Source organism: Microbacterium protaetiae (assembly GCF_004135285.1).
Lineage (GTDB): Bacteria > Actinomycetota > Actinomycetes > Actinomycetales > Microbacteriaceae > Microbacterium > Microbacterium protaetiae.
Genome location: NZ_CP035494.1, coordinates 2,339,047 through 2,352,028, shown reverse-complemented (window position 1 = coordinate 2,352,028; position 12,982 = coordinate 2,339,047). Strand labels below are relative to the sequence as shown.

Sequence of the window (12,982 nt, the reverse complement as noted above, 5' to 3'; positions counted from 1 at the left end):
CGTCAGCGTCAGTGCCGCTCGTCGCGCGAGATGCGCACCATCTCGTCACGCGGCACGACCTTGATGCGCGCCCTCTCGTGCGGTTCGCCCAGCGCAATCTCGTACGCGTCGAGGCGGTGCCAGCCTTCCAGGTCGGTCCAGGCCACTCCCCGCGCGGCGAGCAGCGCGGGGATCGCGCCCTCTTCGGGGTGGTGCGGATGCCACCAGAACGCCTGATCGTTGATGAGGTTTCGCACCGTCTCCATGGCGTCTGACTTTGTGTGCCCGATCAGGCCCACCGGCCCGCGCTTGACCCACCCGGTCGCATAGACGCCGGGCACGTACTCATTCGAGTCCTTGTGCAGCACGCGTCCCTCGCGGTTCGGGATGACCCCGTGCCGCTTGTCGAAGGGCACGCCCGGCAGCGGGCTGCCGAAGTACCCGATGGCGCGGTACAGCGCCTGCACCTCGATGGTGCGCAGTTCACCGGTGCCGACGACACCGCCCTGCCCGTCGGGACGGGTGCGCTCGTAGACGTACGCGGCCACCCGGCCGGCGGCATCCGTTCGCACTTGCACCGGTTTGGCGAAAAAGTGAAAGTGCAGGCGACGGGATGCCGGAGCCCGGCCTTCTTCGGCAGCCCGCTTGCGCCACGACTGCAGAATGCGGTCGATGACCAGCACCTGCTTGTTGGTGGCCACTGCCTGCTTCGATGCCTCGTCGTAGTCGAAGTCCTCATCGTCGAGCACCATGTCGACATCGCGCAGCTCGCCGAGCTCGCGCAGCTCGAGCGGGGTGAACTTGACCTGTGTGGGGCCGCGGCGCCCGAACACGTGCACGTCGGTGACCTGCGAGGCGGCCAGTCCGTCGTGCACATTCTGCGGAATCTCGGTGGGCACGAGGTCTTCCACGTGCTTGGCGAGCATGCGGGCCACATCGAGGGCGACGTTGCCGTTGCCGATGACGGCGACCGAGGCGGCATCCAGCGGCCACTCGCGCGGTACGTCGGGGTGCCCGTCGTACCAGCTGACGAAGTCGGCGGCCCCGTACGAGCCCGCGGCGTCGATGCCCGGGATCGCCAGCGGGGCGTCGTGCGATGATCCGGTGGCGAAGATGACGGCGTTGTAGTGGTCGCGCAGATCGTCGAGGGTCAGGTCGGTGCCGAACTCGACGTTGCCGAAGATGCGGATGTCGCCGCGGTCGAGGGTGTCGCGCAGCGCCGTGATGATGCCCTTGATGCGCGGATGGTCGGGGGCCACGCCGTACCGCACCAGTCCGTAGGGGGCGGGCAGCCGGTCGAACAGGTCGATCGACACGTCGAACTTACGCTCGGCCTTCAACAGGTTGTCGGCAGCATAGATGCCCGCCGGGCCTGCACCGACGATCGCCAATCGAAGCGTGGTCATAGGGTCCTTTCGAAAGCGGATGCCGCGCGCTGCCGGTGCTGTCAGCTGCTGCGGTCGGCGACGGCCTCGGCGAAGCGTGCGAGCCCCTCGCGCACCGGGCCGTCGGGCACCGGAGACAGCGCGTCGACCGCGTCGCGCGACCAACTGTGCGCCAGGGCGCGGGTCTGCGCTGTGGCGTCATGGTCGCGCAGCGACGCCAGCGCACCGTCGAGGATGGCCGGGTCGGCTCCGGCGGCGATCTCGGCGACGCCGTCGTCGATCTGCCGGCGCAGCGCGGTGGATGCCGCATCCTCCCGCTCGCCCAGCAGCAGATAGGGCATGGTGGGCACGCCCGCGCGCAGGTCGGTGCCGGGCACCTTTCCGGTCTCACCCGGATCGTCGCTGAGGTCGATGACGTCGTCGAGCAGTTGGAAGGCGACGCCGGTCTTCTCACCGAAGTCGAACATCGCCTGCTCGTATTCGGCGGGCGCGTTGCCGAAGAGAATGCCGGCCTGGGCCGCGGCTGCGATGAGCGAACCGGTCTTGTCTTTGAGCACCTGCAGGTAGAACGCGACCGGATCGTCGCCGGGCTGCGCGCCGATCGTCTCGTGCATCTGCCCGAGCACGAGGCGCTCGAACGTGTCGGCCTGCAGGCGGATGGCGCGCTCGCCCAGCCGCGCCATGATCTGGCTCGCGCGGGCGAACAGCAGATCTCCGGTGAGGATCGCGATGCTGTTGCCCCACACCGAGTGCGCGGCGGGAACGCCGCGGCGCACATCGGCGTCGTCCATGACATCGTCGTGGTAGAGCGAGCCGAGGTGGGTGAGCTCGAGCGCCGTGGCGGCGTGGATGACATCGTCGGTCACACCGTCGCCGAGCTGGCAGGTCAGCAGCACCAGCATGGGGCGCACCCGCTTGCCGCCGGCTTCGTACAGGTAGCGGCTGGTGGCGTCCACCAGCGGGTCGGAGACGCGCAGTTCGCCGGCCAGATCGTCTTCGACGCGCGCCAGGCCGTCTTCGACGGTGCGCATGAGTCGACGGGATCGGGCACCGGCGAAAACCCGTTCCGTGAGGCCGAGGCGGCTCGCCACGCGCGAGCCCGGCACGAAGGGACGCCCAGTCACGCGTTCCAGCCTACCTGTCTGAGATGACCGAGCCTGCCGTCAGGCAGGGTCGGCGGCGGGCTTGACGGCACGGTGCAGGGCGACGATCCCGAACGTGAGATTTCGCCACGCGACATCCGTCCATCCAGCCTGCCGGATCCAGCGCGCCAGCGTGGGCTGATCAGGCCAGTCGCGGATCGACTCGTTGAGGTAGTCGTACGCCTCGGCGTTCGTGCTCACCGCCTTGGCCGCCAGGGGCAGCACGCGGTTGTTGTAGAAGCCGTAAAGCCCGGCGAAAGCCTTCGAGGTGGGGTGCGAGAACTCGCAGACGACGAGCCGGCCGCCGGGCTTGGTCACCCGGAACATCTCGGCGAGCGCCTTTTTCGGCTCGACGACATTGCGCAGACCGAACGAGATGGTGACCACGTCGAAGGCGTCGTCATCGAACGGCAGAGCCGTGGCATCCGCCTGCTCAAAAGTGAGATTCGGGATGCCGCCGTGCCGGCGCCTGCCCTCGGCGATCATCCCCTGCGAGAAGTCTGCTGCGACGACCTCGGCGCCGCTGCGCGCGAGCGAGACCGAGCTGGCCCCGGTGCCGGCCGCCAGGTCGAGGATGCGCTGGCCGCGTCGCGGGGCGACGGCACGCGTGGTGGCCACGCGCCAAAGCTTGTCGTTGCCGAGGCTGAGCACGGTGTTGGTGCGGTCATAGCCACCGGCGACCTGGTCGAACATGCCGCTGACCCGGGCGGGGTCTTTGCCGAGGTCGGCGCGATTGGGCTCGGTGCTCCTGGGCTCGGTGCTCACCCGTCGAGTCTAGGCGCGTCGGGTGTGAGCGCAGCCAGGCGGTCGAGCCAGCGCTGCGCCGTCGCATCGTCGAACGGCGGCGTCTCAGCGGTGACCTGTGCCTTGAGTTCGATCGCCTTCGCTGCCAAGGTCGCCTGCACATCGGCCGGGTAGTCGTACAGGACGCGATGCTCGTCCCACTCGTCCTCGTCGTCGATCCAAATGCCGCGCTGGTCGTCGCAGCGCACGACGTCGAGGTCCATGTCGATGGCGGTGGGCTCGGCGCCGGTCCACTGCACGTCCCAGGCGATGTCGATGTAGATGCGCACGTGACGCGGATGCATCCCGCCGTAGAACGTGCCTGCCCAGGTGGGATCGGGCGTGATCAGGGTGACGTTGGGCGACTCAGTGGTGAACTGTTTGCCGGGGCGGTGACTGTGCCACCCGGTCGGCTGCCCGACCCAATCGCCCAGCTCGTCGGATCCGAGATAGACGCAGTCGTGCTCCCAGTGCGGCGAGCCGTCCCACTTGCGCCAGCGGAAGATGAGGCGGGTGCCCGGCTCGGGGCGCTGCGCGGTGGTCACTCCCCGACGCTACCGCGCCGCCGCCGCGCGGCGGATGGCCGTGGCAGACAACGCTGCGGCGGAGGGCCGTGGCAGACAACGCTGCGGCGGATGGCTGTGGCAGACAACGCTGCGGCAGATGGCCGTGGCAGACAACGCTGCGGCGCGCGCTCACCATCTGAACCGCCCGGCGAATCAGATGGTGAGCGATCGGGCGAGAACCCCCGCATGCAGCGGCCTTCACAGCAATGGCGGCCACTGCGCTCGCCGTGATGGCGGCCGTTGCGCTTTTGCCGCACCCTTCTGGGAGGGCGCCTGGCCGTTCGGGGACGGTGCCTGGCCGTTCGGGCTGGGTGCCTGGCCGTTCGGGGACGGCTCCCGGTCAACGCGGAATAGGCTGGAGGGGTGACCGGTTCCGCCCCTGCCCGCTTGCGCGTGCACACGCGCGAAATCGACCCGATCGACGACCTCGTCGAATACACCGACCCGAACGCACCGCTGGTGTGGCTGCGCCGCGGCGATGGCATGGTCGCGCGCGGCACGGTGCTGCGGCTCGACGTGGGCGCGGCCTCGACCGAGCCGCGCACCGTGGCCCTGGCCCGCGCGTGGGCTGAGCTTGCCGCCGACGCCGAGATAAATGACGAGGTGCGGCTTCCCGGCACCGGGCTGGTCGGTTTCGGCGCGCTGACCTTCGACGAGCGCTCGGCGGCCGACAGCTCGATCATCGTCCCGGCCCTGATCGTCGGCCGACGCGGCGGTCGCAGCTGGGTCACCAGCATCCGACTGCACGATGACGAGGGTGAGGATGCCGCTGCCGCGCCGATTCCGTACGGCCCGTACTGGTCGGCCACCCTCGGCCCGGGTGCTCTCGACCCCGACGGCTATCAAGCCGCGGTCGAAGCCGGCCTACAAGCCATCGCCGACGGCGAGGTCGGAAAGGTCGTGCTGGCCCGCGACATCGTCGGCACGGTTCCCGAGGGGTCGGACCTGCGGCGCCTGCCCCGCGAACTGTCGACCGGCTACCTCGACACCTGGGTGTTCGCCGTCGACGGCATCATCGGTGCGAGCCCCGAAACCCTCGTCACCTCGCACGGCCGCAACCTCACCGCGCGCGTGCTGGCGGGAACGTTCGCGCGCGGGGCGGATGCCGACGAGGATGTCGCGGCTCGCGCGACGCTCGCGGCCAGCGCGAAGAACCTCGACGAGCACTCCTATGCGGTGCACAGCGTCGTGGAGGCGCTCGGCCCGCACACGACGACCCTGTCGGCCGATGCCGAGCCGTTCACCCTCGAACTGCCCAACGTGTGGCACCTGGCCACCGATGTCGAAGGCGTTCTGTCGAACGGCTCCAGTTCGCTCGACCTGGTGAGCGCGCTGCACCCGACCGCCGCGGTGGCGGGCACGCCGACGGATGCCGCGATCGAGGCGATCCGGCGGATCGAGCCGTTCGACCGCCGCCGCTACGCCGGGCCGGTCGGCTGGATCGACGCCGCCGGCGACGGCGAGTGGGCGATAGCGCTGCGCTGCGCGCAGTTCGAGCCTGAGGCCGTGGGCGGCCTCATCCCGGTCGCCGCCCATGCCGGCGCAGGGATCGTGGCCGGCAGCGAACCCGAGGCAGAACTGCTGGAAACGAGGGTCAAGTTCCGCCCCATCGTCGACGCCCTGGCCTGAGGGCCACGCTCGCAGCGGTCGCGCAGTCCCGACGAGTGCGCGTCCGGTAAACTGAAGGCTGAATTTCCAGGCCTATTGGGGAGCCATGAGCCACACCGGCACGTCGCCTCAGCTTGGGCGCGACGCCGCATTGGCGGCAAGAGCAGTGCGTCCGGGCATTCTGAGCACCATCACCCGCTACTACTCGCTGACAAAACCCGGCGTGCTGTACGGCAACGTCCTGACCACTGTCGCCGGGTATCTGCTGGCCGCCGCCTGGTTCGGCTTCTCGTGGCGGGTGTTCGTCGGCGTCGTCGTGGGCAGCACGTTCGTGATCGCCTCAGCATGTGTGCTCAACAACGTGCTCGACCGCGACATCGACACGCTCATGCAGCGCACGAGCACCCGCGCCACCGTCACCGGAGCGATCGGCAAGACGCCCGCCACGATCTTCTCGATCGTGCTCGGTGTGCTGGGCACGCTGCTGCTGATCGTCACAACGAACTGGTGGGTCGTGGGCACCGGTGTGGGCGGGTTCATCGTCTACGTCTGGTTCTACGGCGCCCTCTCCAAGCGCATGTCGGTGCACGGCACCCTCGTCGGCTCGATCTCGGGTGCAGCACCCATCCTCGGCGGGTACCTGGCCGCCTCGGGCCGGTTCGACATGGCCGCCGTCGCCGTCTTTCTCATGGTGTTCTTCTGGCAGGAGCCCGAGTTCTACTCGATCGCCATCTACCGCCGAGACGAGTACGCGCGTGCCGGGGTTCCCGTGATCAGCGTCGTGCGCGGCAATCGCCGCACGGTGTGGGAGATCCTCGTCTACACCGTGCTGTTCGTCGCTTCGTCGATGCTGCTGCCGCTGTTCGGCTATGTCGGCATCACGTACACGGTGGTCATGGGGCTGCTCGGCCTGGCCTGGATCGTGCTCGGCATCGCCGGGCTGCGCGCCCGCGACGTCGTGGCGTGGTCGCACCAGATGTTCCGCGGATCGATGGTGATGATCCTCGCGCTGTGCGTCATGGTGGCGATCGGCCCGCTGCTGCCCTGAGCCCGCTGCTGCCCTGAGCCCGCTGTGCCCTGAGCCCGCGCTGCCCCGGCCGCTCAGATCGAACGCTGATAGCTGCGCAGCGAGCGCACCGCCCACCAGAACGCCAGCGCAGCCAGCAGCACGAGCCCTCCGGCCTGCCACCATCCGGCATCCGGCAACGATCCGGCCAGCCCGCCGCGCCCCAGTTCGACGGCCCAGGTCATCGGGTTCCACCGCAAGACGGCCTGCACCCAGTCGGGCATGAGCGCGGCCGGCATCATCGTGGTCGACAGGAACGTCGCCGGCAGCACGATCAGCTGCGACAGGCTGATCAGCGCTATCTGGCTGCGCGAGATCAGTGCCACCGCGGTCGAACAGCAGCAGAAGATCGTCGCCAGCAGCGTCGCCACCCCCAATGTCAGCAGCATCCCGCCGACCCCGCCGGCAAAGCGCGCGCCGGCTAGCGCGCCGATGCCCAGCACGACCAGCGACTGCGCGAAGTTGATGATCAGCTGCTGCACCAGCTGCCCGGTGATGATCGCCGAGCGTGAGATCGGCGAGGTGAGGTACTGGTCCATCACACCCGAGCCGATGTCGTCGATATACCCGGTGCCTGCCCAGGCACCCGAGTACAGCACCGTCATCATCAGGATGCCGGGCACGAGATACGCGATGTAGCCGGCCGATCCGAACTGCGGCAGGGCACCCAGCGAGTGGAACACCTGACCGAACAGCACGATCCAGATGATCGGCTGCACGAGGCTCATCACGGGTCCCCAGACCTGACGGAACGTGGAGATCAACCAGCGGCGCAGCACCTGCCCGGTCTGCGCGAACCATCCCGCCGATCCGGCGGAGACGACGACCGTGCTCATGCGGCGATTCCTTCCTGAGTGTCGGCGTGCTCGCCGAAGGTGTGGCCGACGAAGTGCAGGTACACGTCGTCGAGAGTGGGGTGGGATGCCGCGACCTGCCCGTAGCGAATGCCCGCGGCATCCAGCGCGGCGATCACCGCACCGACAGCCGCCGAGGCGTCGTCGGTGCGTGCGGCCAGCAGTCCGTCGACACCGGATGCCTCGACCACGACACCGCGCAGCCCCGGCACCCGGCTCACCGCGGCGCGCACGGCTGCGGCATCCGGCTCGATCAGAGTCACCCGCAGCGAGTCGCCGTGCAGGGCGGCCTTGAGCTCGGCGGGCGTGCCCTGCACGACGGCGCGGCCGCGGTTGACCAGCAGCAGTGCGTCGGCGAGCCGATCGGCTTCTTCCATGTAGTGCGTGGTCAGCACCACGGTCAGCGACTCTTCGGCCGACAGCCGGCGGATCTCGCCCCACATCGCCGCACGCGCCTCGGGGTCGAGACCGGTGGTCGGCTCGTCGAGAAACAGCACGCGCGGCCGGTGCACGAGAGCCGCGGCCACATCGAGCCGGCGGCGCATGCCTCCCGAGAACGTCGAGACGGGCCGGCGGGATGCCTCGGCCAGTCCGAACTCGTCGAGCAGCCTCGCCGCCCGGCGCCGGGCGTCGACCGCAGCCAGTCCGCGCAGTCGTCCGGCGATCTGAAGGTTCTCGGATGCGGTCAGGATCGGATCGGTGCTCGCTCCCTGCGAGACGTAGCCGATGGCCGCGCGCCCGGCATCGGGCTCGCGCAGCACGTCGTGACCGTCGACGCGCGCGGTGCCCGATGTGGGCCGCGACAGCGTGGTGAGGATCTTCGTGGTCGTGGACTTGCCGGCCCCGTTCGGGCCGAGCAGGCCGAACACGCGGCCGGCCGGCACGGCGAGGCTGAGGCCGTCGAGGGCGCGGACTTCCGGCCGGCGGCCGCGGCCGGGGTACACCTTGACGAGGTCGTCGGCGGTGATGGCGTTTTCAGGCATGGCGAAGCATCCCTTCTTCTCTGTGTTTCATTGGTCGTTGTCACCCGGTCGTTGAGCGAGGCGGCGAGTCCGCCGCGTCGAAACGCCCCGCCCCCGGTCGTTGAGCGAGCGCAGCGCGTCGAAACGCGGCGCCCGCCCCGCATTCACCCCTCGCGGCGCGGGCCGAACATCATTCGCGCGAGCACGAGCATCATGGCCGCGAGTCCGCCCAGGAACGCCAGCGGCGCCCACCACCAGCCCACGGTGAACACGAGCACCACGATCACGGCGAAGGTGACCACCCAGATGACGGCACTGTAGATGCCGAAGCGGGCGGCGGTCTCGGGCTCGGTCTCGAAGCGGTTGGGTGGCATGCTGGCCTGCGCCTGACGTGTCCAGGCCTTGTGCCGATTGGTCTGGGTGGCACCGAGGAACGCGAACAGGATGATCGCGCCGATCACCCCCACCGCAGAGAAGACGACGGTCCACACCGGCAGCGTCTGCAGCAGGATGAGACCGACCAGGCCCAGCCCGAACACACCGAGGAACGTCGCGACGCCGTAGCCGGCGGCGCGGGGCTGCGGCATGGGGTGGTTCGTCGTCGTCTCTTGCGAGAGCGCGTCGCCCACCAGCATCCAGGCCCCCGTCGCCGTGATGCCCAGCATCAGGAACACGAACCCGAGCGCCACCTCGAGCACGCCTGTTGCGGCCAGCGTGCCCAGCGTGGCTCCGACGACGATCGCCAGCGACCACGCCACCGCGCGCACGACGAAACCGGGCTTGGGCCGCACGCGGTGTCGTGCCGCCAGTGCGTCGGCGTACCCGCCGCGCTGCGCGTCGGCGCCGGTGGCGGGGGCTGCGTCGGCGCCGGCGTCGTTGACCAAGGCACGCACATCGCCGAGTTCGGCCAGAGCGCGGGCCGCGGCATCCGTGGCCGGCACACCGGTCGATTCGAGCTCGGTGACCCGGGCGACGAGGTTGGCGCGGATCTCTTCTTTCAGGTCCTGAGTTTCGGGAGTCATCGTCACTCCCGCGAAGGCCTCGTCGAGAAGCCGGTGGATGTCGGTGTTCATTGCTCTGCGCCCTTCTCGGCGGTCACGTGCAGCAGGGTGTCGATGATGCGGCGGGTGGCGACCCAGGCGGTGACGTTGCCTCGGTAGACGGCGCGCCCGGCATCGGTGATGCGGTAGTACTTGCGGCGGCCGCCCTGGGTCTCATCGCCCCAGTACGACTCGACGAGGCCGTCGCGCTCCAGACGCCGGTACGTCGCGTACAGCGTCGCCTCTTTGATCTCGTAGTCACCGCCGGTCGCCTCGCGGATCGCCTTGTAGATCTCGAAGCCATAGCTGTCGCCACTTCGCAGCACGCCGAGCACGATCGTGTCGGTGTGGCCGCGGATCAGGTCGGCCGCGAAGGCATCATCTTTTGTCACGCCTAGTACTGTATCACATCAAGTACTTGACGACGCAGGATCTTCCTGTGCCCAGGTGGACCGCCGCGGTCAGGTGGCGTGCAGGCGCTCGCGCTCGGCTTCGACGTCGAAGGTCGCGTCGGGCCAGCGCGGGTCGATGTCGAGCAGGGCGTTCAGCAGCAGCGACTGCACGGCCAGGCGCGCGTACCACTTGCGGTTCGCCGGTACCACGTACCAGGGTGCGTACGCGGTCGAGGTGCGGTCGAAGACGGTCTGGTAGGCGTCCATGTACGCCGGCCACAGCATCCGCTCGTCGACGTCACCGGGCTGGTACTTCCAGTGCTTGTCGGGGCGGTCCAGTCGCTCCATGAGCCGATCGCGCTGCTCGTCCGACGAGATGTGCAGCATCACCTTGACCACGCGCGTGCCGCCGTCGACGAGCTGCTTCTCGAAGTCGTTGATGGCGCCGTAGCGGCGCTCGATCTCATCGGACGGCGCGAGTTCGCGCACCTTGCCGATGAGCACGTCCTCATAGTGCGAGCGATCGAACACGCCGATCATGCCGGGCTCGGGCAGCCGAGCCCGAATGCGCCAGAGAAAATCGTGGGCGAGCTCATCGTCGGTCGGCTTCTTGAACGCCGCCAGCTGCACGCCTTGCGGGTCGACCGAACCGACCACGTGCCGGATGATGCCGCCCTTGCCGGCGGTGTCCATGGCCTGCAACACGAGCAGCACCGCGGCATCGGTCGCCTCAGATCTGCTGGCCGCGTACAGCCGCTCCTGCAGTTCGCTCATCTCGTCGGCGCCGGCCACGAGATCATCGACCGAGTCTTTCTTGCGCCGCCCGTATCCGGGCGTGGCGTCGGCATCGATGCGGTCGAGGCGAAAGCCTCCGCTCACGCGCAGCAGGTGGCTCACATCGCCTGTCCAGTGCTTCTGGCTCTTCGGTGTCACATGCCCATCATGTCGGGGCGCGGCTCAGCGGTCCAGGGGCACCTCGATCAGCTGCGGCCGCTCGGTCGCCGCGCTCAGCGCCTGGTCGAGCGCGGAGCGCGTGGTCGCCCGCTGATATTCCCAGCCGTACGCGTCGGCCAGGCGCGCCAGCTCGACCTGCTGCGGCGTATACAGCACGCGCCGCAGCGCAGCCTGATCGGCGGTGGCGGCGACCTCGAGTCCGTCGAAGATCGTGCCGCCGCCGTCGTTGCCGACGATCACCTGCAGACGCGGCGCCGGCTCGTCGTCGGGCAGCAACAGGGCACCCACGTCGTGCAACAGAGCGAGGTCACCCAACAGCACCCGGGTGACCCCGACGTCGAGGCTGCCGACGGCGATGCCGGTCGCGGTCGCGATGGTGCCGTCGATGCCGGCGAGCCCGCGGTTCGCGTGCACGGGGACCTTCTTGCCGGGCAGGATGTCGTCGGCCACGCGCACGAGCCGCGACGAGCCGAACACCAACCGGTCGTGCGGCCAGGTCGCCCGCCAGACCGCGTCCACAAGCAGCTCGCGATTCAGCGGCGTGCGCAGCGCGGCGACCTCGGCCGAAATGGCTGCCAGGTGCTCGGCCGGCACCGCCGATGCCATGCCCGCGGCATCCGGAGCCGGCGGATCAAAGTCGACGACCTGCGCCCGCGACGCGCGCATCCATTCCCCCAGCCAGACGCGATCGGCTGCGCCGTCGCCGACGGTGAGGGATGCCGCGGCCGCGGTGGCCCCGTTCAGGTTCAGCCGCTCACCGGGCCCATCGACGGCGATCACCTCGATGTCGCGGCGTTGCAGCAGTGCCGTCACCTCGCGGGAGAGCGTCGGGTGGCCGAACACAACGGCACGCTGGATGCGCCCACCGAGTGCGCTTTCGCGCAGCAGGGCGCGGTAGCCGTGGACGAGGTGCCGGCCGAACCGTGCGCCGCTGACGATCTCGGCGACCAGCGGCCAGCTGCCGTCGTGGGCGAGCTGCTCGGCGGCGGGGCCGGCGTCGGCGCCGGCGATGACGATCGTGCGAGGGCCGCGCGGCAGCGCGATCGCGGGCGACCCCGCCTGCGCCGCGCCCGCCGGGCCTGGGCGCGCCGCGCCCGCCGACGCGCCCTCCGCCCCCGCCGACGCGTGCCCCGTCCGCGCCTCGCCCACCGACGCACCCTCCGCCCCCGCCGAGACAAGGGATTCGCGCCCAGACACAGGGCGTGGCCCTGGGTTTCGGGAGGAATCCCCTGTCTCGACGAACGGGGCGCCGGCGAGCGGGGCGCCGAGCGCCGGAGCGGCTCCTGCGGCGCTCACACGCTCAACGGGGGGCTCCGCCTGCGCCGCCCCCGCCGAGACAAGGGATTCGCGCCGAGACACAGGGCCTGGCCCTGGGTTTCGGGAGGAATCCCCTGTCTCGACGAACGGGGCGCCGGCGAGCGGGGCGCCGGCGAGCGGGGCGCCGAGCGCCGGGGCGGCTCCTGCGGCGCTCGCGCGCTCAACGGGGGGCTCCGCCTGCGCCGCCCCCGCGTCGCCTGGGCGCTGCTTCCCCGCCGACGCACCCTCCGCCCTCGCCGACGCATCCTCCACCCTCGCCGAAACAGGGGATTCCCGCCCAGACACAGGGCGTGGCCCTGGGTTTCGGGAGGAATCCCTTGTCTCGACGAACGGGGCATCGCCGAGCGGGGCGCCGGCAGCCGCACCATCGAGCGCCGCGGCGCCGAGCGCGCCCGACAGCGGCTCCCGGTACGGCAGGTTGAGGTGCACCGGGCCGTGGGGCGCGCCCAGGGCGGCAGCCAACGCGGCGTCCGCGGCATCCCGCACGGCATCGGACTCGCCCGGCGCGCCCGAGGGCGTGTCGAGCTCGGTGCTCCATCGCGCGTGCGCAGCGAACATCCCGGACTGGCGAGTGGTCTGGTTCGCGCCGATGCCGCGCAGCTCGGGCGGACGATCAGCGGTCAGCAGAAGGAGCGGCACGCCGGCGTGGTCGGCTTCCATCACCGCCGGCAGCAGGTTGGCGGTGGCCGTACCCGACGTGCAGACCACGGCCGCCGGCATCCCGGATTCGCGTCCGATGCCCAGCGCGGTGAACCCTGCGACACGCTCGTCGATGCGCACATGCAGGCTGATGCGCCCCCGCCGCTCAAGCTCGGCGGACACCAGTGCGAGCGCCTGTGAGCGCGAGCCGGGGCTGAGCACGATGTGCCGCACTCCCCCATCGACCAGACGCGTGAGCAGGGCGGCGGCAGCATCCATCGCCGGCGACGTCAAG

General features: G+C 70.2%; 12 protein-coding genes. 2 read left to right on the top strand and 10 right to left on the bottom strand.

Translation table 11 applies throughout. From position 1 onward, the window contains the following. Window positions 1–8: 8 nt before the first annotated feature. The 4 genes from ET475_RS10935 to ET475_RS10920 form a co-directional block, all read right to left on the bottom strand. Complete coding sequence (locus tag ET475_RS10935; RefSeq protein ID WP_129389874.1) at window positions 9–1,385, bottom strand: FAD-dependent oxidoreductase; 1,377 nt, start codon at window positions 1,383–1,385, stop codon at window positions 9–11. 41 nt (window positions 1,386–1,426) lie between these two features. Further along, window positions 1,427–2,488, bottom strand: a complete 1,062-nt coding sequence (locus tag ET475_RS10930) for a polyprenyl synthetase family protein (RefSeq protein WP_129389871.1) — start codon at window positions 2,486–2,488, stop codon at window positions 1,427–1,429. A gap of 39 nt (window positions 2,489–2,527) precedes the next feature. Then, entirely contained in the window at window positions 2,528–3,199 is a 672-nt protein-coding gene (locus tag ET475_RS10925; RefSeq protein ID WP_242497850.1) for a class I SAM-dependent methyltransferase, read from the bottom strand. A 68-nt stretch (window positions 3,200–3,267) separates the two neighbouring features. Next, the gene (locus ET475_RS10920) at window positions 3,268–3,834 is read right to left on the bottom strand and encodes a DUF402 domain-containing protein (RefSeq protein WP_129389864.1); all 567 of its coding nucleotides are present in this window, start codon (window positions 3,832–3,834) and stop codon (window positions 3,268–3,270) included. A gap of 384 nt (window positions 3,835–4,218) precedes the next feature. Between ET475_RS10920 and ET475_RS10915 the strand changes: the two genes are divergently transcribed. Both ET475_RS10915 and cyoE read left to right on the top strand, forming a co-directional pair. After that, on the top strand, window positions 4,219–5,484 hold the full coding sequence (locus tag ET475_RS10915) for an isochorismate synthase (RefSeq protein ID WP_129389861.1): 1,266 nt from the start codon (window positions 4,219–4,221) through the stop codon (window positions 5,482–5,484). A gap of 85 nt (window positions 5,485–5,569) precedes the next feature. Then, window positions 5,570–6,511 (top strand): heme o synthase, encoded by a 942-nt coding sequence (gene cyoE, locus ET475_RS10910; RefSeq protein WP_129389858.1) that lies wholly within the window; start codon window positions 5,570–5,572, stop codon window positions 6,509–6,511. A gap of 53 nt (window positions 6,512–6,564) precedes the next feature. On the opposite strand, the gene ET475_RS10905 is transcribed toward cyoE, so the two are convergent. From ET475_RS10905 to ET475_RS18145, 6 genes are all read right to left on the bottom strand, one after another. After that, window positions 6,565–7,365 (bottom strand): ABC transporter permease, encoded by an 801-nt coding sequence (locus ET475_RS10905; protein ID WP_129389855.1) that lies wholly within the window; start codon window positions 7,363–7,365, stop codon window positions 6,565–6,567. Next, window positions 7,362–8,366: an ABC transporter ATP-binding protein gene (locus ET475_RS10900; RefSeq protein ID WP_129389852.1), complete on the bottom strand. Its 1,005-nt coding sequence runs from the start codon at window positions 8,364–8,366 to the stop codon at window positions 7,362–7,364. Before ET475_RS10900 ends, ET475_RS10905 begins: the two co-directional genes overlap by 4 nt. 143 nt (window positions 8,367–8,509) lie before the next feature. Beyond that, window positions 8,510–9,418 carry a permease prefix domain 1-containing protein gene (locus ET475_RS10895; protein ID WP_129389849.1) on the bottom strand — a complete coding sequence of 303 codons (909 nt, stop codon included), beginning with the start codon at window positions 9,416–9,418 and terminating at the stop codon, window positions 8,510–8,512. Next, a complete protein-coding gene (locus ET475_RS10890) occupies window positions 9,415–9,777 on the bottom strand; it encodes a PadR family transcriptional regulator (protein ID WP_129389846.1) in 363 nt (120 codons plus the stop codon). The genes ET475_RS10895 and ET475_RS10890 overlap by 4 nt, the downstream gene beginning before the upstream one ends. A gap of 69 nt (window positions 9,778–9,846) precedes the next feature. Further along, on the bottom strand, window positions 9,847–10,710 hold the full coding sequence (locus tag ET475_RS10885; protein ID WP_129389843.1) for a PPK2 family polyphosphate kinase: 864 nt from the start codon (window positions 10,708–10,710) through the stop codon (window positions 9,847–9,849). 24 nt (window positions 10,711–10,734) lie between these two features. Further along, complete coding sequence (locus tag ET475_RS18145) at window positions 10,735–12,966, bottom strand: thiamine pyrophosphate-binding protein (RefSeq protein ID WP_242497603.1); 2,232 nt, start codon at window positions 12,964–12,966, stop codon at window positions 10,735–10,737. Window positions 12,967–12,982: the final 16 nt, after the last annotated feature.